At 74.9% G+C, this 22758-nt stretch carries 9 protein-coding genes; 3 read left to right on the top strand and 6 right to left on the bottom strand.

Annotation, left to right across the window (positions count from 1 at the left end; genetic code table 11):
- Positions 1–8: 8 nt before the first annotated feature.
- On the top strand, positions 9–1121 hold the full coding sequence (locus ACFY3N_RS26065) for an MBL fold metallo-hydrolase (RefSeq protein ID WP_390819172.1): 1113 nt from the start codon (positions 9–11) through the stop codon (positions 1119–1121).
- Between the two features lie 659 nt (positions 1122–1780).
- Here the strand turns inward: ACFY3N_RS26065 and ACFY3N_RS26060 are convergent.
- From ACFY3N_RS26060 to ACFY3N_RS26035, 6 genes are all read right to left on the bottom strand, one after another.
- Positions 1781–2578 carry a hypothetical protein gene (locus ACFY3N_RS26060; protein ID WP_390819146.1) on the bottom strand — a complete coding sequence of 266 codons (798 nt, stop codon included), beginning with the start codon at positions 2576–2578 and terminating at the stop codon, positions 1781–1783.
- A 51-nt stretch (positions 2579–2629) separates the two neighbouring features.
- Positions 2630–3508, bottom strand: a complete 879-nt coding sequence (locus ACFY3N_RS26055; RefSeq protein ID WP_390819145.1) for a TauD/TfdA dioxygenase family protein — start codon at positions 3506–3508, stop codon at positions 2630–2632.
- Positions 3509–3570: 62 nt separating this feature from the next.
- A complete protein-coding gene (locus ACFY3N_RS26050) occupies positions 3571–4275 on the bottom strand; it encodes a hypothetical protein (RefSeq protein WP_390819144.1) in 705 nt (234 codons plus the stop codon).
- The gene (locus tag ACFY3N_RS26045) at positions 4220–5356 is read right to left on the bottom strand and encodes a GSCFA domain-containing protein (protein ID WP_390819143.1); all 1137 of its coding nucleotides are present in this window, start codon (positions 5354–5356) and stop codon (positions 4220–4222) included. Before ACFY3N_RS26045 ends, ACFY3N_RS26050 begins: the two co-directional genes overlap by 56 nt.
- 11 nt (positions 5357–5367) lie before the next feature.
- Positions 5368–14931 carry an amino acid adenylation domain-containing protein gene (locus tag ACFY3N_RS26040; RefSeq protein ID WP_390819142.1) on the bottom strand — a complete coding sequence of 3188 codons (9564 nt, stop codon included), beginning with the start codon at positions 14929–14931 and terminating at the stop codon, positions 5368–5370.
- Positions 14928–18968 carry an amino acid adenylation domain-containing protein gene (locus tag ACFY3N_RS26035; RefSeq protein WP_390819141.1) on the bottom strand — a complete coding sequence of 1347 codons (4041 nt, stop codon included), beginning with the start codon at positions 18966–18968 and terminating at the stop codon, positions 14928–14930. The genes ACFY3N_RS26040 and ACFY3N_RS26035 overlap by 4 nt, the downstream gene beginning before the upstream one ends.
- A 1425-nt stretch (positions 18969–20393) precedes the next feature.
- On the opposite strand from ACFY3N_RS26035, the gene ACFY3N_RS26030 reads away from it, so the two are divergent.
- Both ACFY3N_RS26030 and ACFY3N_RS26025 read left to right on the top strand, forming a co-directional pair.
- On the top strand, positions 20394–22265 hold the full coding sequence (locus ACFY3N_RS26030) for a sensor histidine kinase (RefSeq protein WP_390819140.1): 1872 nt from the start codon (positions 20394–20396) through the stop codon (positions 22263–22265).
- 56 nt (positions 22266–22321) lie between these two features.
- Positions 22322–22756, top strand: a complete 435-nt coding sequence (locus ACFY3N_RS26025) for a roadblock/LC7 domain-containing protein (protein WP_390819139.1) — start codon at positions 22322–22324, stop codon at positions 22754–22756.
- The last annotated feature ends 2 nt before the right edge of the window (positions 22757–22758 follow it).

Raw genomic sequence — 22758 nt, 5'->3', positions numbered from 1 at the left:
GCGAGCGCATGGCGCGCATCCGCAGATCCCCGCACTTCAGGGACGGCGTGTTCCAGAATCCCGGGGGTCCCGCCCGGATCCGCCCCTCGGGGGCGACGCGGGACCTGGCGAAGACCTACCTCGACAAGGACTCCCGGTCCCGGCGCGCCCCGAAGGGCGCCGTTCCGGTGCACCCGACCACCCTGGCCGACATCTCCCGTCCGCCCGCCACCGGGCTGCGCCTGACCTGGGCGGGCCACTCCAGCGTGCTCGCGGAGATCGACGGACACCGGGTCCTGTTCGACCCCGTGTGGGGCGAGCGCTGCTCGCCCTTCCCCTTCGCCGGGCCCCGGCGGCTGCACCCCGTACCGCTGCCGCTGGCCGCGCTCGGCCCGGTCGACGTCGTCGTGATCTCCCACGACCACTACGACCACCTGGACCTGCCCACGATCAAGGCACTGGCCGGCACGGACACCCTGTTCGCCGTGCCCCTCGGCGTCGGTGCCCACCTGGAGCGCTGGGGCGTGTCCGCCGGACGGCTGCGCGAGCTGGACTGGCACGAGACGACGAAGGTCGGCGGACTCACCCTCACCGCCACCCCGGCCCGCCACTTCTGCGGCCGGGGCCTGCGCAACACCCAGCACACCCTGTGGGCCTCCTGGGCGGTCGCGGGTGAGGAGCACCGGATCTACCACAGCGGTGACACCGGCTACTTCGAGGGCTTCAAGGACATCGGCGCCGAGCACGGCCCGTTCGACGCCACGATGATCCAGGTCGGCGCGTACTCGGACTTCTGGCCCGACATCCACATGACGCCCGCCGAGGGGGTGCGGGCCCACCTCGATCTGCAGGGAGGCGGTCCGGGCGGGGTGCTGCTGCCGATCCACTGGGGGACCTTCAATCTGGCGCCCCACGCGTGGGCGGAGCCGGGGGAGTGGATGAAGGACGCCGCCGAGGAGGCCGGCCAGGCGGTGGCGTTCCCCCGGCCGGGTGAGCCGTTCGAGCCGGCGGGGAGGCTGCCGGTCGAGGCGTGGTGGCGGGCGGTCTCCGGTCCGATCGCCCGTCCGTGGCGCCGGCCCCGGATCACCGAGGGGGCGGCCGGGACGAGCAAGGGCGATCTCGACCTCGCCGGTGAGCGGTGACGTCGGTCGGGGACGAGCTGGGGGAGAGGGACCGGGTGCTGGAGCGTCTCTCCGCGGAGGAGCACGACTGTTCGATGCCGAACCGGAGCGGGGTGCTCCGTGAGGAGCGTGCCGCCGCGGCTCGACGGTTCAGACCCCTTGCCGGAGCCGAAGGGGCCGTCCGAGGCTGTTACCCGGACACGCCCGCCCCTCGGCGCCGCGGGACACCGGACTTCGTCACGTTTGCCGTGGTCACGGGTCGTCGTCCGCTCCCGCGTCGTGGATCGTTCAGCCGCGCCCATGCACAGGATTCCCCCAGACGTCGTTCCCGTCCGGGGCGCAGCTCTGCTCGCAAGGGCGCGAACGCGCCGGAGACGGGGTCCTGCCCGCAGGGAGAATCCGCGCGTGGCCCCTTTGCCGGCCGAGGCGCCGTCCGGTCGGCCGGACGCGCTGATCAGGCACCCGTTCCACCGAGAGAACGGTGAGCGGCTCGTCGACTTCATCCGGGACCTGAGCCAGTGCGCCAGCGCCGAGGACATTCGTGGCGTTCCGGCCGGAACTTCTGCATGCCACGCTTGCGGCGGACCTCGCGCGTGCGGAGCGTTCGCGGGTGATCCTCGTGACGTGGCCTCTGCGGCCGACCCGCTGCCGACCGCTTCAGGGTTCCGGCGACCGCGCGATCACCGGCTCCGGAGGGGTCGCGCCCCGGCCAGTGCCGTGAGGAACCCCTCGGACAGACGCACGGCCGGGTTCCCGGCGGCCGGTGCGTGCGGCCCGGCCTGCTCACAGGCACGGACCACCGCTCGTACGTGGGAACCGGGGAAGGTGTCCGCGTAGGCCCCGCGGTCGTCGGCGGCGTAGGCGAGCGCCAGCGCGTCGCTCAGCGCCAGCGCGTGCGCCTCGGCGAAGGCGCGCGCGCCGGCGGTGCAGCTCAGCTCGGCGTACTCGTGACCGTAGGCGTCGGCCTCGGCCGGGGACCGGCCCTGGGACAGCGCGTGGTCGCGGGCCCCCGCGTGGCCCTCGGCGTAGGCGGCCGTCCGGTCGTACGCGGCGGCGTGGAGGTGGAGCAGGACCGGATGCAGCGCGGTCCGCCAGACGTCCGGGCCGGCCGGCCGCCCCGCGGCCGCCCCGGCGTGCAGACGGACGAGTGGGGAGAACGGCACCGCCTCCGCGCCGGGCACCGTCCCGGCGACGAGGGGCAGGACCGTGTGGCGGTGCCAGTCGTGGACCACCCGCAGGCCGGAGCCCACCGACGGACCGGTGACCGTGTCCTCCCCGTACCGCTCCTGGAGCAGCGCGTACAGACGGAGGGCCCAGCCGTCGCGGACGTCGCTCGGCAACGCGTCGTGGAGGGCGGTCGCCACGGGCCACAGCCCTGCGGGAGATGCCGGGCCGGACCCGGACCCGGACCCGGGCCCGGCGTCCGGTGACCTCAGCGCGGTCAGGAACCCCGCCGCCCCGCCGGTCGTGGAAGTCATGCGGTACCGCCCTCCTGTCCCCCGGGGGATCGATGACGTGCGCGGAACGGATCAGCGGTGCAGGGGCGTGCCCTCGACGGCGATCCGGCGGCCGTGCCGGGTGAGGGGGAAGTAGTCCCACACGGCGTGGTGCTGCACGCTGCGGTTGTCCCAGACCACCAGGGTGCGCGGCTGCCACCGCACGCGGCACTGCAGCAGCGGGGTGCGGGCCACGTGCGCGTACAGCATGCCCAGCAGGGTGTCGCTCTCGGTACGGGAGAGCTGGGTGATGTGCGAGGTGTAGGGGGCGTTCACGAAGAGCAGCTCGCGGCCAGTCTCCGGGTGCCGGACGACGACGGGGTGCTCGGTGCGCGGCACGTCGTACTCGGCCGGAGGGGTCTGCCCGGCGGCGGTCCACGGCAGGGCGCCGTCGTGCACGGCGGTCAGTCCGCCGAGGAACTCCTTCATCGCGGGGGAGAGCAGCTCGTAGGCGAGGTGCATGTTGGCGAACAGGGTGTCGCCGCCGCTGCCCCCCTCGGGAACGGTCGTGAGGTACAGCAAGGACCCGAGGGAGGGCGCCGGGTCCGCCGTACCGTCGGCGTGCCAGCCGTTGCCGGCCACGGCCCGGGAGTCCTTGTCCGCGCTGATCTCCAGGATGTACGGGTCGGAACCCTCCACGGGGAGGGTGACCGGGTGCAGTTCACCGAAGACGCCCGCGAACCGCTTGTGCTGCTCGGGGGTGAGGTCCTGGTCGCGGAAGACCAGGACGTGGTGGGACCGGAAGGCGTGCTCGACCTCCTTCTCCTGCCGGGGCGTCAGCTCCTGCGACAGGTCGAGCCCCGAGACCTCCGCGCCCAGCAGCGGGGTGAGAGGGCTGACCGAGAGGGTCTCGTACGGCTCGGCGGGCCGGGTGGTCAGGCGTTCGACGGCCTGAAGGGCGTACTGCTCCATGGGGACCTCCGGGAGGGGACGGGGTGGGGGAGAGGACGGGAACGGACGGGAGCGGGGGCGGATCACAGTCCCCGGTCGAGGAGTTCGGCGACCACGAGGCGCCCGAAGGCGAGGTTGCCGTGGATCGTGTCGTTTGGCAGGCAGAAGGCGGGGCGTTGCTCTCCCGAGCGGTCGGTCACCCGGGCACGCAGGTCGACGATCTCGACGCCGCGCGCGGCGGCCTCGTCACGGACGACGTCCTGCGCGGCGTGGAACACCCGTGCGTCCGACATGCCGGGGACGCGCTGCGGCGGCATGACCGCCACCACCCGCAGACCGAGCGCGGCCGTGTGGTCGTAGAAGGCGAGCGCGCCGCGGACCATGGCCCGCACCAGGGCCGAGAAGAACGCGCTGCGCAGGAAGGACTCCGGGAGGTCGCCGCGGCGGTCGCGGTGGACGTCCCAGTTCTGCCGGGTGGCCACCGTGTGGGCGCTGAACCCGAAGGTGCACACCAGCGGCACCGGCAGCCCGGCGAGCCCCCCGGCGCCCAGGGCGTCGAGGAACTCCCGGTAGAGACGCTGCCCTTCGGGCGAGCGGAAGCGGATCCCGGTGCCGTCCGTGCCGTCGGTGTCGAAGAAGGGGCCCAGGAAATCCCGGCCCGAACCGACCGGCCCGCCCGCGAAGGGCAGTCCGGCGGCCCGCGCGGCCCGACCGACGCAGGCCGCGTGGGAGTCACCGAGCAGGAGGAACCGGGCGGGGGCCGTGGTAGTCGAGCAGGGCGTCGTCACAGGAGTGGTCCTCTCCGCCGGTGGTGGGCGGCGGCTGCGGGGGAGTGTGCGGTGTGCGGGCCGCCTCGCCCCGCAGGGCCCGGAAGAAGTGGTCCATCACGAAGGCCACGCCCTCGGGACGGACGGTACGCAGGTTGGCCTCGAAGAAGCCCCGCCGGCCCCCGGAAGCCGAGGTGTCCGGCGGCTCCCGGTCGCCCGAAGGGGCCGGGAGGGCCGGGAGTCCCGGCAGTCCCGTGACGATCTCGTACGACGGGAAGTAGTCGACGCGGTCGTCCTCGTCCGCGAGCTGCCCGGCCGCCGCCCGCAGCACCGACTTCGAGAAGGTGGTCGCGACCAGGGCGTGCCGTCCGGTGGCGGTGGCCGTCAGCGGCACGGGGGAGACCGTGAGGACCGTCCGCAGACCGGGGTTGACGTCCCGGGCCATGAGCAGGGCCTCCGTGAGGTCCTCGTGCACCTGCGGAACCGTGTGGTTGCGCAGGACGTACCGGCCGGCGTCGAAGGAACCGCGGACGGTCCCGGGGCACATCGGCAGCACGGTGTCCCGCTCCGTGTCGTGCCACGCCTCGGTCAGGCCGAGGGTGAAGACGAAGACCTCCGCCTCGGCCAGCGCGGTGCGCAGCGCGGCGAGGGTGACCTCGCGGGAGCGCAGCAGCTCACCGGGCGAGGCGAACCCTTCCGGCTCCACCGTGGGCCGGTACGGGTCGTGGAAGCGCCCGTCCTCCTCCCAGACCTCCCCGGGGGGCACACGGGAGCCGAGTGCCCAGGCGATCCACTGGCGCAGCGCGGCGGCGGTGTAGATGTTCCCCGTGCGGAAGGAGAACCGGCGGTAGCCGCGGGCCGACCGCTGCTCGGGGGTCAGTCCCGGGGGCGGCGGCTCCGCGTCGTACCAGTGCATGCCCTCCTCCAGCAGGGCGCGCCCGATGTGGCCGGCGAAGCAGGACCCCGCGGTGATGACGGGCGCGTCCTGCCCGATGGGCCACTTCGGCGTCCACAGGCCGGCGATGTCCAGCGGGTCCCGTTCGGCGACCGCGCTGCGCCAGAAGGAGCGCTCCGGCAGGCTCGCATAAGGGTGTGATGCCATGGGGGAGTGCCTCATCGGGGCCGCCGGGCGGAGGGACGCGGGCCGGCGGCGAGTACGGCGGCGACGTCCCGCGCGTGCGGCGCGGCGACGAGGCCGTAGTGGTCGGCGTCGACCCGGCGCACCCGCGAGGTCCGGGGCAGGTGCGCGTCCCAGGCGCCCGGCGGTGTCGGCCGCGGGACGAGCACGGCGGTGTCCACCGGGCGTTCGGCGAGCCACACCGTGGTGGGTGTCGTGGTGATCCGCGGCAGCCGGTGTTCGGCCATGGCGGCCAGGTTGGCCCGGCAGCAGCGGGCGAGGCGCTCGGCGTACGCGCGGCCCGGGTCGGTCGGGCCGCCGGCGCGGCTGCCGCCCAGCTCACGGGCGAAGACCTCGTCCACCTGGGCCTCGTCGTATGCGGCGAACTCCGCTCCGGCGCCGGGCGGCGGAGGGTCGAGAAGGTACAGGCCCGCCGCGGGCCGCCCGTCCCGTTCGGCGAGGGCCGCCATCGACAGGGCGGTCCACGCCCCGAACGACCAGCCCGCCAGCAGCAGCCGGGGACCCGCGGCGGGGAAGGCGGCCCGCACGGCCCGCAGATAGTCGGCGGCCCGGTCGGCGATCGACCGGGCGGGCAGCCGCGGGTCGCGCAGCGCCGGGTCGGGGATCAGGCAGACCGTCTGTTCGCGGGGCAGGGCCGAGACCAGCGGCCGGTACGCCTGGATGTCGCCGCCGACCGGATGGACCAGGCACAGGACGTCCTCGCCGGTGCCGCGCTGCCAGACCTCGACCTCCGCCTCGCCGCCCGACCGGGCGGGTCGGCGGGCGCCGTCGCCCAGCTTCCCCAGGATTTCCGCGAGGGTCACGCGGTGACCGAGGGCGGCGAGGTCGATGTCGGTGCCGTGACGGCGTTTCACCTCCTCCAGCAGTTCCAGGAGGGTCAGCGAGTCGGCCCCCAGGTCGTACAGGGGAGCGTCGGGGTCGACGGTGTCGACGCCGAGCAGTTCGCACAGCACCTCGGCGAGGCCGGCCGCCGGTTCGCCCGACAGGGCTCCCCCGGCCGCTGCCTCCCCCGGGTTCTCCCCCGACCGGGTCCGGTGGGCGGCGGGCGTCGCCTCGTAGAAGAACCGGGCCTGCGGCAGAGGTGTCGTGCTGACCATCAGGTGCGGCAGCCGCAGACTCAGGGCGTGCGCGAAGACCGCCGCGCCGTCCTCGGGGGTGAGCGCGACCTTCAGGTGCTCCTGGTGGCGGGTGTCGCCGGCCGGCGCCTGCCGTGCCATGCCGACCTCGCCCCAGATGTCCCAGCCGATGCTCAACCGGACGGTCGCCGCGCCGCCCGCCGGGGGCGTGTGGTGGGCGAAGGCGTCCAGGCAGGCGTTGGCCGCGGCGTAGTCGAACTGGCCGACCCCGCCGTGGTGGGCCGCCATCGACGAGCAGTAGGCCACGTACGCCGGGGTGTGGCGGGCCGCGAGCCGTTCGACGAGCAGGGCACCGCGCAGCTTGACCGCGGTGGCGCGGCGGGCCGTGGCGGCCACCCGCCCGGCGAGGAGCCCGCCCGCGGCCGTGCCCGCCGCGTGCACGACACCGGCGAGGCCGTCGAGGTACGGGGCGAGCCGGCCGGCGATCGTGTCCAGGTCCTCCGCGGCGAGGTCGGCGCCGACCAGGGTCACACGGTCCCCGTACGGCCGTAGCCTCGCCGGCACCTCGGTGCCGCGGGCGACCAGGACCACGCGGTTGGCGGGGTCCGCCAGCAGCCGGGCGGCCAGGGTGACACCGATGCCGCCGGTCCCGCCGAGGACCAGATGCGTACCCGGTTCCGCCACCCGGTCGGCGGTGGACGGGAACGCGGGCGCGGGGACCGGCTGGACCGTGCGATGCCACCAGTAGCCGTCGCGCAGGGCGACCACGCGCGGGGCGAGCGTGTCGTCGCGCAGCAGTTCCGGCAGGTACGGTGCCCAGTCCGCCGGGTCGGGGCCGGGCAGGTCGATCCAGCGGGGGGCCACCCCCAGTTCCTGGCGGGGTGTCTCGATGCCCGCCGCGAGGAGGCCGGCCAGGGGTGTGGCGACGGCCCCGGTGACGGGCTGTGCCCGGTGCGACAGCAGCCACACACGGGGCCTCGAGGCGTCCGGCAGGTCGGCCAGGGCCTTGCCCAGCGCGGCCACCGCGTCGAGGCAGACCCGCTGGGCGTCCTCCAGCGCGCCCTCGTCGGCCCGGCCGTCCAGGGCCAGGGGCAGCGCGTGCAGCCAGTCGATGCCGTCGGCTCCGCCGTCCGTCCGGGCGGCATCGTCGCCGACGAGGGTGAGCAGGGCCACGAGCTGGGCCGCGTCGCCCGGGGCGACCTCGTAACGGTCGTCGGCGAGCCGGCCGAGAGCCGTCGCGGGGCGCACCCGCACCACCCGGGCGTAGTGGTCCTCGAGGAACCGCCAGGTGTCCGCACCGATGCCGCCGCCGATGTCCGCGGTGACGACGAGGGCGGTACGCCGCGCGGTACGGGACTCCGCGGGGCCGTCCGGCGGCGTCCCCGGGACGTTCACGGCGCCGGGAGCCGGGCCGATGGCCGTACCCGGGCCCGAGGGAACACCGGTACGGGCCCGGCGCAGCCGGGTCCACTGCGGCTGGTGGAGCCACTGATCGGCGGGCAGCCGCCGGGACGGCGGGCCCGCGTCCCGCGGAACCGGCGCGGACGCGGGCGCGACCCGGCCGGGGACGCGCGGGAAGTCGTACTCGGACAGGTCGAGAGCGGGCGGCGGGAAGTCCCAGGGAGCGCAGGCCGGTCCCTGGGGCCAGGCGACGGTGCGACCGGCCGTCCACGCCTCCGCGAGCCGACGCGGGTCGCCGCTCCGCACCGGTACCTCCTTTTGGGCGGCCTGGACGGCGACCGGAGCGGCGACCGGCGCGGGCGCGCGCAGCCAGGCCGAGGCCGACGCGGCGTCCGGGCACACCGCCGCCGCACGGTGGCCGAGCGCGGGGCGCCCGGCCTGAAGGTGCCGCAGCACCTGTGGGTAGGCGGCGGGGTGCGCGTCCAGGTAGTCGGCGATGCGGCGGCCGTCGGCACGCAGGGCGGCCTCGCTGCTCGCGGAGAGCACCACGCACGGCACGGCGGCGGACGCCGTGGCGGACGCGGCAGCGGGTGCGGCGGTGCCGGGCGCCGGACCGGACGGCCGGTCGGCAGGGTGTTCCAGGAGCAGGTGGGCGTTGGTCCCGCCGATCCCGAAACTGCTGACGGCGGCCACTCGGGGCACGTCCCGGGGCCAGGGTTCGGCCGTCACCGGCACCCGGAACGGCCCCGCGTCGATCTCCGGGTTGAGGCGGTCGAAGTCCACGGTGGGCGGGACCACCCCGTGGTGGACGGCGAGCACGGCACGGACCATGCCGACGACGCCCGCGGCGGCGCCCAGGTGCCCGATCTGGCTCTTGACGGAGGACAGCGCCACGCCCGCGTCGTCCGCCAGGCCGTACGCGTCGCGCAGCGCGGCGGCCTCCACCGGGTCGCCCAGGGCGGTGCCGGTGCCGTGCGCCTCCACATAGCCCAGGTCGGTTCCGCTGCGGCCGCTGCGGCGCAGGGCGGCACGGATCGCGGCCCGTTGGCCGGAGCGGGCGGGCGCGCTGTAACCGAGCTTGTCCGAGCCGTCGTTGTTGATGCCGGAACCCGTGACGACCGCGTACACCGTGTCGCCGTCGCGGCGGGCGGCGGCGAGGGGCTTCAGGACGACCACACCGGTGCCGCTGGCCCCCACGGTGCCCGCGGCGTCCGCGCTGAACGGCCGGCAGTGCCCGTCGGGGGAGAAGACGTGCTGCGGCCGGTAGGTGTAGCCGTCGGTCAGTCCGGTGTCGACGAGGACACCGCCGACGAGCATGACCTCGGCGTCGCCCTGGCGCAGCAGCCCTGCCGCGAGGTGCACGCCGACGAGCGAACTGGAGCACGCCGACTGCACGGTGAAGGCGGGGCCGGTCAGCCCCAGGTGGTAGGCCGCCTTGGTGGCGAGGAAGTCCTTCTCGTGGTGCAGGGCCAGCCGGAAGGCGTCGGGCAGCGCGTCCGGATCGCCCTCGCGCAGCATCTTCTGGAAGTAGGTGTTCTCCCCGCACGCCGCGATCAGCCCCACCCCCCGGCCGGCCGGGTCGCCGATGCCGGCGTGGGCGAGCGCCTCGGCGCAGCTCATCAGCAGGTGGCGTTGTTGCGGGTCCATGAGCCGGGCCTCGCCCGGGCTGAGGGTGAAGCGTCCCGCGTCGAAGGCGAGGAGCCCCTCCATCTGGCTGCGGGCACCGACGCGGCCGTCCGCCGCGGGGAAGTGCTCGATGCCACGGCGGCCGGAGGTCACCAGGTCCCAGAAGGCGGCCAGGTCGGGCGCGCCCGGCAGCCGCACGGCCATGCCGATGACGGCGACGGGTTCGGCGGCGGCCTCCGGGGCCGGGCGGACCACGCCTGTGTCCGGGGCCGGTCGGACCACGTCGGCGTCCCGGCCGGGGCGGACGGCGTCGCTGCCCGGGTCCGGTGCGGCCACGCCTGTCACCCGGCCCGGCAGGGCCCCGCCCGCCTCCCCGTCCGGTCGTACCGCCACGTGAGCCGCCGCGTCCTCCTCTCCGCGTCTCCCCTCCAGGAAACCGGCGAGGGCGCGGAGCGTGACGTGTTCGAAGAGGTCCGGTACGGAGAAGGAGAGCCCGTCCTCGCCCGCGCAGGCGAGCTGGAACCGCATGAGGTCCAGGCTGGTGGCGCCGGCGTCGAAGTACCGCTGCCGCACGCCGACCGGTGTGCCGGTCACCTCCTCGAACAACGCCGTCAGACGCTCCTCCAGCGGTGACAGGCCGGCGGCGGCCGGTTCTCCCTGGCGCAGATCGTGACCGGGGGCGGTGAGGGTCGCGCGCCGGTCCAGCTTGCCGCTCGGGGTGCGCGGCAGCGCGGTCACGCGCCGGAAGCGGGCGACGCGTACCTGGGCGGGCAGCAGCGCCGACAGGTGTTCCGCGAGCCCGGCCGGATCGGGGTCCTCGCCCCGGCACTCCAACGCGGCGGCCAGGCGGCCGTCCGCCACGGCCGCGACCGCGTTGACCACGCCCGGGTACTGAAGGAGCGCGGCCTCGACCTGCCCCAGCTCCAGCCGGTGACCGGCGAGTTTGACCTGGGCGTCGTCCCGCCCCGCGTAGTGGAGCAGGCCCCGCGCGTCGAAGCGGGCGAGGTCACCCGTCCGGTACAGCACGCCCAGCTCGGGGTCGTCGGTGAAGCGTTCGCGGTGCGCGGCCCGGTCACCGAGGTAGCAGCGGCCCGCCATGGGCCCGCCGATCAGCAGCGCGCCGGTGGCCCCCGGCGCGACGGGGAGACCGCTGCCGTCCACCACCCGGAGGACCGCGCCCGCCACGGGCCGCCCGATGGCGGGGCGCAGCGGCCAGCCGGCCGGGTCGCCCTCCAGGCACAGGGCGCTGACGACATGGGTCTCGGTGGGACCGTAGTGGTTGAACAGACGCGCACCCGGCAGTCCGGCGAACCAGCGGCGGATCGCGTCGGTGCACACCAACTGCTCGCCCGCGGTGACGACTTCGCGCAGACGCGACGGGTACCGCCCGGTGCGGACACCATGTTCGGCGAGCAGCTGGAGCGCCACGTACGGCAGGAAGACACGTTCCACCGCCGCCGACTCCAACTGTTCGAGCAGGGCCGGCGCGTCGTGCCGCCAGCCGGGATCGACCAGGTGCAGCAGGCCCCCGGAGCACAGCGTGGTGAAGATCTCCTGGAAGGAGACGTCGAAGGAGAGCATCGAGAACTGCTGGGTACGGGCCGGCCGGTCCAGCCCGCCCACGACGCGCTGCCAGGTCAGCAGGTTGCACAGGGTCCGGTCGGGGACCCGGACGCCCTTGGGGACGCCGGTGGAGCCCGACGTGAAGAGCGTGTACAGCGGGCGCAGCCCCTCGTGCGCGTACGGCACGCGCGCTGCGGCAGGTGTGCCGGCGGACATGCCGGCGGGTGTGCCGGTGAGGGTGACGACGTGGCGGGGGAGCGACGGCGGCGCGAGGGTCTCCAGGACACCGAGGTCCCGCCGGGTCACCAGCACGCACAGGGGGTCCGCCTGGTCGAGCACGTGCCGCAGCAGGGCCGACGGATAGGCCGGGTCGAGGGGGACGACGGTCACCCCCAGCCGGGCGGCGGCCAGCAGCGCCACGATGTGCTCGACGGACGGCTGGAGGTACAGCGCGACGGACGCCGGAGCGGCGGGGTCGGCCGGCAGCGGATGGCGGGCACGCAGCTCGGTCGCCAACGCATGGGCCCGCGCGTCGAGTTCGGCGTACGTGAGGGTCGTCCCGCCGTCCGTGAGGGCCGGTGCGTGCGGGGTGGCGGCCACCTGCCGGGCGAAGCCGTCGGCGACGGTCGGGAAGTCGGGGACGAGCGCCTCGCCCCGGCCGGTCTCGGGCAGACCGCGGCGGTGGTCGGCGATCAGCTCGCGCAAGGTGACGTCGTCGCCGGTCACATGGTCCAGGCACCGGCGGAACAGCCGCGCCGCCGCCTCCGCGCGCTCGGCGCCGAAGTCGTCGCGGTACTCCCACAGGCAGTCGAAGCCGGACTCGTGCTCGACGACGGACAGGGTGAGCGCGCACTTGGCGCCGAGCGGCTCGGGCCACACGGGCCGCACCTCGCAGCCGTCCAGCCGCAGCGCGGAGAAGTCGGTGTTCTCCAGGACGAACAGATAGTCGAAGAGGGGAGTGCGCTCGCGGAGCACCGGATCGGACAACAGGTCGGCCAGGGCCACCTCCTGGTCCTCCAGGACGTCCCGGACGGTGTCGGCGTGCGACGCGAGCAGAGCGGCCAGACCGTCGCGGGGGCGCAGCTCCAGCTTCAGCAGCACGGTGTTGGCGAACATGCCGACGACGTCGGCGAACTCGGGCCGCGACCGGCCGGAGACCGGCGACGCGACGAGGGGACGCTCCTGGCCGGTCACGCCGTACAGGCTTGCGGCGAACGCGGACACCAGCAACTGGAAGCGGGTCAGCCCGCGTTCGGCGGCGAGCCGGTCCAGGGCGGCCCGGCGGACCAGGTCGAGGGAGGTCCGCAGCAGCCTCGCCCGGGGCCGGCCGGCCACCGCCTCCGAGGCGTGCAGGACGGGCGAGGGCTCGCCGTCCCGGCCGTAGCGCTCGCCGAGCCGGGCCCGTCGCCGTCCGTACGCGGCACTCGCCTGCCACTCCCGCTGCCACCGCGCGAAGTCCGGCGGCGCGAACGCGGACACGGGGCCGGGCCCGCCCGGCTCGCCCCGCAGCGCGGCGGAGTAGGCGTCGCCGAGGTCGCGGAAGAGGAGGTTGAGCGACCAGCCGTCCACGGCGACGTGGTGCAGGTGCAGCAGGAGCACCCCCGCGTCCGGACCGCCCACCCACGCGGCGCGCAGCATACGGGTGTCCGTGAGGTCGAAGCGGTGGTCGAAGAACCGGTCGGCGAGGTCCCGCCACCCCTCGCCCGCGCCGCCGTCGAGGTCCCGGGAATCCAGGCCCTCGCCGCCGTCGAGCGGCTCCCAGGGGTCGTACGGGTCGCCCGCCCGCTGGCGCAGCCCGTGCGGGGTGGGGACCAGTCGCGTCCGCAGGGCCGTGTGCCGTTCCACCAGCCCGCGCACCGCCCGGCGCAGGGCCGCCCGGTCGACGCCGCCCCGGAGGCGGAAGACGAGCGGTACGTCGTAGGCGCGGTCCTCGGGGTCCCGCTGGTGCAGGAACCAGAGGCGTTCCTGCTCCCTGGTGGCCGGCGCGGTCGGCTCGCCGGAGGCGGCCGGCACGGGTGGGTGCTCGCCGCCTCCGGCGTCCTGGGCGTGCACGGCCTCGGCGAGGGCGGCGAAGTCGGCGGTGAGCACCAGGCTCTGCGGCAGGTCGACGTGGAAACGCCGCATGACCTCGAAGCGGAAGCGCAGCGCCTTCAGGGAGTCACCGCCGTGCGGTATCCACCGGTCGTCGGGGCGCAGGCCGGCCACCCCGAGGACGCCCTCGGCGAGATCGAGCACGGGCCGCTGCCCGTCGCTGACGCGCGCCTCGCCCTCGTACGGGCGCCGCCATGGTGCCGGGGCGTCGCGCAGCAGCGCGTCCCGGTCGACCTTGCCGTTGGCGGTGAGCGGCAGTTCCGGTACGAGATGGGTGTGGTGGGGCCGCATGTACGGGGGCAGCCCGGTCGTGAGGTGCCGGTCGTAGGCGTCGAAGGAGAGGTCGCCGGGATCGCCGCCCGGGACGACGAAGGCGAGCAGTTCGTTGCGGCCGGCCTCGTCGCGGCGGGTGCACACGTACGCCTGGCGCACGGCCGGGTGGGCGAGGACGCGTCGCTCCACCTCCCCGGGCTCGATGCGGAAGCCGCGCACCTTCACCTGGCGGTCCGCCCGGCCGACATAGGTCACCCGGCCCCCGGTGTCCCGGCGCACGAGGTCGCCCGTGCGGTACCAGCGCTCCTCGCCGCCCGCCTCGCCCTCCGGGTCCGGCAGGATGACGAAGCTCTGCTCGGTCTGCAGGGGCAGGTTGCGGTAACCCCGGGCCAACGCGGGTCCCGCGAGGAGCAGTTCGGCGATCTCGTCCGGCTCCGCGGTGCGTCCGTCCGCGGTGCGCAGCAACGTGCGCGTGCCGGGCAGCGGGATGCCCAGGGGGACGGTGGCGCCCGCGAAGTCCCGGGGGATCGGATGGCAGAGGGCGAACGTGGTCGCCTCCGTCGGCCCGTACGCGTTGTGCAGGACGGTGGGCGAGGCGGTGTTGGCCTCGTACCACCGGCGGATCAGCCGCGCGTCGAGCTGCTCGCCGCCGACGAGGACCTGGGAGACGGTGCCGAAGCAGTCGGGCACCCTCTCGACGACGGTGTTGAACAACGCGGCCGTGATGAACAGCGTGTCGATGCGCCGGTCCGTCAGCGCCCCGGCGAGCCGGTGCGGGCTGTGCACCTGCTCGTCGTCGAGGATCACGCAGACACCGCCGGTCAGCAGCGGTACCCAGACCTCGAAGCTGAGGGCGTCGAAGGCCGGGTTGGACAGGCAGGCGTACCGGGCGCCGGGCCGCAGGCCGATGTAACCGGGCTCGGCGAGCCGCAGTACGCCCGCGTCGGTGACCTCGACGCCCTTGGGGCGGCCCGTACTGCCGGAGGTGTAGAAGACGAAACCCGTCCCGGTGTCCCCGGGGTCCGCCGGCGCTTTCGCGGGCGGGCCGGTCCGGGCGTCCCGCACCGCGTCCGGTTCCCCGTCGCGCAGGAGCAGGTCGGCGTCGAGGGCGAGGAGATCTCCGCCGACGTCCGTGAGTTCGTCGTGGACGACGGCGACGGCGCCCGAGTCGTCGAGGATGTGCCGCTGCCGGTCGGACGGGCTGAGCCGGTCCAGGGGGACGACGACGGCACCGGCGCGACGGATGCCGAGCATCACGCACACCAGCCGCCAGGAGCGCGGCAGGCAGACGGCGACGGCCTGCCCCGGGCCCACCCCGAGGTCGCGCAGTCGCGCGGCCACCCGGCCGCTGAGGCGGTCGAGGCCGACGTGGTCGAGCAGGTGCGTGTCGTCCTCGACGGCGACGGCGGACGGGGTGCGCCGGGCCCGGGCGAGCACCGCGTCGGCGAGAGCGGAGACCGATCGGCTCGGGGAGGCGCCGCCGGAAGGGGAGGTGACGTCGGCGCTCATCGGGCTCCCGCCACGGGGAGGGCGGCGGCGGACGCCGACGCGGACCGGTGGCCGTGGTGGGTCAGTTCCGCCGTCAGCAGGGCACCGACCCGAACCGCTTCGGCGCCTTCGAGGATCTCCCAGTGGTCACAGGCGAGGGTCTCGACCCGGAAGTCGCCCTCGGCCCGCCGCCGCCAGAAGGCACGGACCTCGGCGTGGAACGGCGTGTCCTCACCCTCCGGCACGGCCTGGGCGAGGACCAGGCGGGTCGGGGAGGCGGCGGGCAGGTACTCCCGGGCCGTCGACCGGTTGTGGTTGTACAGCCGGAAGTAGCGCTCGATCTGCGCGTCGTCCATGCCGGGATACATCCCGTTGAACCTCACAAGCTTGTCGCGGAACTCCGCCTCGTCGACGGTGGTGATCGCCGCACGGGCCGCGGCGTCGTCGGTGGCCTGGGTGTCGAGGAGGACGACGCTGACGTCACGGCGCCCGGCCCGTCCGAGGATCTCCCCCATCCGGTGGGCGACCAGCCCCCCGTAGGACAGGCCGGTCAGCACCACGGGGCCGTCGTCCATCGGGCCGAGGAGGCGCAGGTACTCCTCCGCCATGGCCTCCACCGTGGGCAGGACGTCCTCGCCGGGGTTCACGCCCGGCGACTGGATACCGTAGAGCCCCGCCTCGGCGGGCAGATGCCCGGCCAGCGGCAGGTAGCAGAACGCGGTGCCCCCGGCCGGGTGGACGCAGACCACCCGCGGCCCCGCACCGGGCCGGAATTCGATGAGACTGCCCGGGGCGGAGTCGGCGCAGTCCTCGCGCAGCAGCGCGGCGAGCGCCTCGATCGTGGGCCGCGTCATGACCTCGGCCACCGGCAGATGCCGGCCGAATGCCTCCGTGACGGCGTGGGCCATCTTGATGGCCGACAGGGAGGTGCCGCCCACCTCGAAGAAGTCGTCGCCGACGCCTATGTCCGGGTGGAGCAGCACGCTCCGCCATATCCGGTACAGGGCGTGCTCGACGTGGTCGCGCGGGCTGGAGGTGTTGACCTGCGTGGAGGTCCGCTCGTGGGCCAGCGCCAGCAGAGCGGCACGGTCGACCTTGCCGCTGCGGTTGAGCGGCAGGGCGTCGAGGTCGACCACGACGGCGGGGATCATGTAGTCGGGCAGACGGCGGGAGAGCGCGGCGCGCCAGTCGCCGGCGGCACGCGCCGGTGCCGTACCCCGACCGACCCCGGCGACCAGCCGGACCTGCCCCGCGGCGTCGCGGTCGGCGAGGACCACGGCCTCCCGGACACCGGGCAGTGCCATGAACGCCGCCTCGATCTCCGCCGGTTCGATCCGGAACCCGCGCAGTTTGACCTGGTCGTCCGCGCGCCCCGCGTAGACCGCCTCGCCGTCCGGCTGCCGCCTGGCCAGGTCGCCGGTGCGGTAGATCCGCTCGCCGGGCACGAACGGGTCGGGCAGGAACCGCTCCTCGGTGAGGTCGGGGCGGTTGAGGTAGCCGCGGGCGAGGGACGACCCGCCGAGGTACACCTCTCCCACCACGCCCGGCGGCACGGGCCGCATGCGGTCGTCGAGCAGGTAGAGACGGGTGCCGGGGAGCGGGCGGCCGATGGGGCAGGGGCGCTCCAGCGGACGTGGCGCGTAGTAGGCGGTGCTGTACAGCGTCGCCTCGGTGGGCCCGTAGCCGAAGCAGATCCGCAGGCCGGGCAGGTGCAGGGTCATGCGGTGCAGGGCGGCCTCGGTGAGCGACTCCACTCCGGTGAGCAGCTTGCGCAGCGCCAGCCCGCGCAGCCGTACGGCGGGGTCCTCGTCGATCCATTTGACGTAGGCCGGCGGCAGGAACGCCTGGGTCACCCGACGCTCGCGCAGCCATGCCAGCAGGGCCTCCGGGTCGCCGCGCAGCGCCTCGGGGACGAGGTGCAGCACACCGCCGGTGGTCAGGGGGAGCAGCAGTTCGTGGATGGAGGCGTCGAAGCCGATGCTGGACCAGGCCGAACCGGCCTCGCCGGGGGCCGTGCCCATGCGGTCGTGCCAGGTGGCGAAGAGGTTGAGGACACTGCGGTGCTCCACCGCGACGCCCTTGGGCCGGCCCGTGGACCCGGAGGTGAAGATCACGTACGCCGTGCGGTCCGGCGCGCGGCCGGTGCTGGACGGCGGCCGCTCGCTCTCCGCCCCCTCGGCCTCGACGGCGGCGAGCGCGAGCCACCCCCCGGGCCGGTCCGTGTCATCGCCCTGGTCGCTCAGCACGACGGGGCAGGCGGCGTCCTCGACCATGCCGGCGAGCCGCTCGCGGGGCTGCCCGGGGTCGAGCGGAAGGTAGGCGGCGCCCGCCTTGAGGATGCCCAGGACGCCGACCACGAGGTCGCACGACCGTCCGGCGTGCAGGCCCACCACGTCACCGGGGCGCACGGACCTGGCGACGAGGGCGTGCGCCAGCCGGTTGGCGCGGCGGTCCACGGTCGCGTAGTCGAGCGACCGCTCGCCGTCGACCACCGCGGTCAGTTCGCCGTGCGCCCGCGCCCTGGCCTCGAAGAGCGCCGCGATCCCGGACGCCGACCGCAGGGCGAGGGCGACCGGATCGGCCTCCGCGCCGGCGGCCTCCGGACCGTTCTCCGGCCTCCCGTCGCCCGAGGGTGTGGCGTCGCCCTCGCGTACCAGCCGCCGCGACTCCTCCGGGTCCATCAGTTCCAGATCCCGGATGTCACGGTCGGGACGGTGGGCCATACCGGTCAGCAGCCGTCGCAGATACTCCGCCCAGCGCCGCGCCGTGGCGTCGTCGAACAGGGCGGTCGCGTAGTCGAGGTGGCCGAGCAGACGCCCCTCGGACTCGGTCACCGACAGCGCGAGATCGAACTTGGCCGGGGCGTCGGCGATCGGCAGCGGCCGGGTCTCGACGCCGGGCAGGTCCAGCAGGTTCCGGCGGTCCGGGACCCAGGCCAGCATGGTCTGGAACAGCGGGGTGTGAGCGGCGCTGCGAGGCGGATTGACCAGCTCGACGATGCGCTCGAAGGGCAGGTCCTGGTGGGCCAGTGCTTCGCGGACGACAGCCCGGGTACGGGCGAGCGCCTCGGCGGTGGTCGGCGCACCGGACAGATCGACGCGCAGCGGAAGCGAGTTGACCAGGAAGCCGATGAGGCCGGCCGCGCCGGGCCCGCGCCGGTTCGCCACCGGACTGCCGACAACGATGTCGTCCTGGCCGGACAGGCGGGAGAGCAGACTGCTCCATCCGGTCAGCACGGCCACGAACAGGGTGGCACTGTGCGCCCGGGCCAGCGCACGCAGCGCCGAGACCACGTCCGCGTCCAGTTCGAACTCGACCCGGCCCCCCTCGTACCGCTGCTCCACCGGACGCGGCCGGTCGGTCGGCAGATCGAGAACGGGCGGCGCGTCCGACAGCGCCTGCTCCCAGTAGCGTTCCTGGTCCGCGAGGGCACCGGCCAGTACCGCCTCGCGCTGGGCTCGCGCGTGGTCGGCGTACTGCGTGGCGAGCGGTGCCAGGGGAACCGGGACGCCCGCACGCGAGGCCGCGTAGAGCAGGCCGATCTCCCGCATCATGACGTTCATCGACGCGCCGTCGTACACGCTGTGATGGAACGTCAGGAGCAGCACGTGGTGCCCGGGGGCCAGCGTCAGCAGGCGGCCGCGCCCGAGGGGACCGGCCTCCAGGTCGAACTCCTGCTCGGCTTCACGGCGTTGCAGGGCGGTGAGCCGGGCTTCGGGGTCGGCGAGGCCGCTGAGGTCCTGCGAGGTCAGCGCGAAGCCGGTGCCGGGCGGATCGACGACTTGCCGGACACTCCCCGCCTCGGCCACCAGCCGGGTGCGCAGCGTCTCGTGGCGATCGCTGAGGGCGTCCAGGGTCCCGGCCAGCGCCCGGTGGTCGAGCGGGCCGGTGAGCGAGAGCGCCACGGTCTCGTTGTACGCGGCATTCGCACCGGGTAACTGCGCGAGGAACCAGAGGCGTTGCTGGGCGAAGGAGGCCGGCCGGACGTGGGGGGCGGCCTCGGCGCGGTTCTCGGGATCCGCGCACGAGAGGGGGGCGGAGGCGGGGGTGTGCTGCACCGGCTTACCTGGTCTTCCCGTCAGAGGGGGCTGGGGGAGAGGAGGGACACGGCGGTCCGGGATCACCGGACGGCCGGGGCCGAGAAGGGCGCGCCCGGTGTCGGGGGGAGTGGGCGCGCGTGAGGGGGTGGGGGAAGGAAGGGTGCGTCGGCTCGTCGTTGAGCGGTCGTAAGGGATACGACGGAAGAAATACCGACCGGTGATCCGCTTTCGAAGAGAAGGCGGTGGGATTGCGGCTCGCCGGAAAACTTCGTGATGCATTGGTGATGATCAGTCACGGCTCAGGCATGTGTCAACACTTGACTTACCGTAGTGCCCTCACGTAGATGCGGGACTGCCCTTTCTGCTTTCCCTCGCCGGACGCACGGGCAGATCAGCCCAGCTCATGAGGGGTGAAGGCCCTTCAGGCGCAGCATGTCCGCCGACGAGCGACGAGCGACGAGCGTCGGCCAAGGCGCCTTCTTCGGACAGATCGGGAGTTTTGGCGGACAGGTCAGTTGTGACGGACGGACCGGCCGAAGGGCACTCGCATGCGGGGAATTGCCAGAGTGGGGAATTACCTGGGGACGGAACGCCGCGCTCGGTATCGGATGCGCGTCCGCAGACGCCTGCGCCCATTCCCGTACGGCCGTGGCACCGCCTTCGGCGCGCTCGACGCGGCGGAAGCGGAGGCAGTCGGCCCGGCCCGGGAACACCCCCGCCACCCGCGGTCCGACGTCATGTCGACGAGCGGATGGCGGGAATCCCTGGACGTGCTCTTCGCCCCGGCGGTCTCCTGGTGAGGGGCGATCGTCCCACCTCGTGGATCGCCGGGCCGGTGCGAGGGGCCGGGCCGGGCAGCGCCGGCCCATGGAGAACTCCCCCGTCCTGCACACCGCCTCGGCGGCGGGCGCCCGCCCCGCCCCGGTGGAACCGTGACGGTGAGTGATGTTCTGGCCGACGGGTGAGGCACCCCGACGGTGGCCGGAAGTGTCCGGCCTGCCGGCCCCGGGTGGAGCGAGGGTGTTCCGGCGCGGTTCGGGCGGTCGGGCGCCCCGCCTTTCCCGCGAACTCCCGGCGACCACTTGTGACCAGGCTCGATCACTCTTTTTTCACTCGTGATCCCTCGCTCGGGAGGGTTATCGGTCTGTCGTACGAGGCCTCATACCAGAGCGCGGTGCCGTCCGTATGAGTTTGTCAACTGCACACCGCGCATGATGCGGTGGCGACTACGGTGAGTGTCGGTCGGGCGGCACCGCGGCACCTCACGCCGTAGGGCGCTACTGCGTCACGGGGCCGCGTCCAACAGTCGGATCAGGGAGCGGGGACCGGTACGTGCAGCCACAAGGCGGACGAGGGAGCGGACGGGGCGAGGGGCCCCGGCGCCCGGGCCCGGCCGGCGCCCCGGGCCCGGCCGGCGCGCGGGGCACCGTCGGCGCCGAGGCCGTGGACCGCGGGCCGGAGCCCGCCGGGGCGCACCCCGCCGGCGCCCGGACCCGCCGGACCGGTCAGGCCGCCCGCGCGGACCGCGCGGATCGCCGGGAGGGCGGACGGCACGGCCGGCCGCCGGCGCGGACCGCTCCCGCGCCGCCCGGGACACCGGTACGGCCCCAACTGCTGCGCCTCGCCGTGCTCCCGCCCGTGGCGGTGGCCCTCAGCGCCTGCGCGGCCGTGCTCTTCACCGTCCGCTCCACCGGGGTCCGGCCGGGCCTCGCCCTGTGGGCCGTCCTGGGCGGCGCCGCCTCGGTGACGTTCGCCGGCATCGTCATCGCCGCCGTGGCCGCCGACCGCGCCGCCCGGTCCGTGCACGACCGGATCGCCGCACTGCGCCGGAGCACCGCCCGGCGCGAGGCCGAGCTGCGCGCGCTCGTCGAGGCACTGCGCCGCGGCGACGCTCCGCCCCCACGCGGGCGGCGCGGCGAGCAGGCCGACGAAGCCGACCAGGCCGACGACTTCGACCTGCTCGCCGCCGACCTCGCCCGCGGGCACGCCGGGGCCGTCCACGCCGTCGTGCGGGCGTTCCGGCTCTCCAGCCAGACCGGCAGCGAACAGAAGCTCGAGGTGTTCGTCAACCTCGCCCGGCGCCTGCAGTCCCTGGTGCACCGCGAGATCTCCCTCCTCGACGAGCTGGAGAACGAGATGGAGGACCCCGACCTGCTCAAGGGGCTCTTCCACGTCGACCACCTCGCCACCCGCATCCGCCGCCACGCCGAGAACCTCGCCGTGCTCGGCGGGGCCGTCTCGCGGCGGCAGTGGAGCAACCCGGTCCCCATGACCGAGGTGCTGCGCTCGGCGATCGCCGAGGTCGAACAGTACTCACGGGTCAAGCTCGTGCCGCCGGTCGACGGCACCCTGCGCGGGCACGCCGTCGCCGACGTCATCCACCTGCTCGCCGAACTCGTCGAGAACGCCACGGTGTTCTCCGCCCCGCACACCCAGGTGCTGCTGCGCGCCGACCTCGTCACCTCCGGGCTCGCCGTCGAGGTCGAGGACCGCGGACTCGGCATGCCCGTCGGCGAGCAGGACCGGATGAACGCGCTGCTCACCGACCCCGACCAGGTGAATGTCGCCAGCCTGCTGGCCGACGGCCGGATCGGCCTGTTCGTGGTCTCCCAGCTCGCCAGGCGGCACGGCATCCGGGTCCGGCTCCAGAGCAACATCTACGGCGGGGTCCAGGCCGTGCTCGTGGTGCCGCAGGCACTGCTCGGCACCGAGCCCGGGGCCGCCGCCGACGGGCCGGACGCGGCACGGCACCCGCACGGCAGCGGTACCGGCGCCGTCCCGGCGGACCGTCACCTGTCCGCCGTACGGACTCCCCCGGACGCGCCGCCGCCGGACGGGCGGCGCGTTCCCGCGGCCCCCCTCATTCCCGCGCCCCCACCGCCCCGTCCCCACGTCCCGTCCCCCGCCGGCGACACGCCCGCCCCGCCGCTGCCCCTGCGCGGTGCCCGTGAGGCGTGCCCCGGCCCCGCCGAGGCCGCGCCCGGCGTCCACCACGGCGACCGGGACGCCCTCACGGACCACGGGACCACGCCCCTCACCCCGCGCGGCGGCACGGTGCGCGGCACCATGGGCAAGCCCCGGCTGCCCCGCCGCCGCGCCCAGGAGCACATCGCCCCGCAGCTCCGCGACGGCCCGGCGCCCCGCCGGGAGACCGAGTACGTCGCCGGGCACGACCCCGGCCTGATGGCCGCCTTCCAACGCGGCGTCAGCCTCGCGGAGTCCCGGCAGGATTCCCCCGCGGCACCGCGGCCCGCCGTACCCGCACCCCCCACCGACCGCCCCGCCCGGCACGACGGGAGCACCCCCGCCGGATGACCGGCACCACCCCCAGCGCTCCCGCAGACCTTCGTACCCCAAGGAGTCGATCCACCATGGCGAGCGATGCGCCGACCGTCCAGGTATCCGACCTCGACTGGCTGATGAGCGGCCTCGTGCAACGCGTACCGCACACCAGCAGCGCCGTCCTGCTGTCCTGCGACGGGCTGGTGAAGTCCGTGCACGGCCTCGACCCGGACGCCGCCGACCACATGGCGGCCCTGGCCTCCGGCCTGTACTCCCTCGGCCGCAGCGCCGGCGTCCGCTTCGGCGACGGCGGCGACGTCCGGCAGGTCGTCGTCGAGCTCGACTCGGCCCTGCTGTTCGTCACCACCGCCGGCTCCGGCACCTGCCTCGCCGTCATGGCCGGCCGCGAGGCCGACGCGGCGGTGCTCGGCTACGAGATGGCGATGCTGGTCAAGTCCGTACGGCCGTACCTGATGACCGCTCCCCGCCAGCAGGGCGTCGAACCGCCGGCGATGAGGCCTTGAGC

The sequence above is a fragment of the Streptomyces sp. NPDC000348 genome, from assembly GCF_042898795.1.
Classification (GTDB): Bacteria; Actinomycetota; Actinomycetes; order Streptomycetales; family Streptomycetaceae; genus Streptomyces.
The sequence above is the reverse complement of the archived record's forward strand: the minus strand, read 5'-3'. Positions and strand labels throughout refer to the sequence as shown.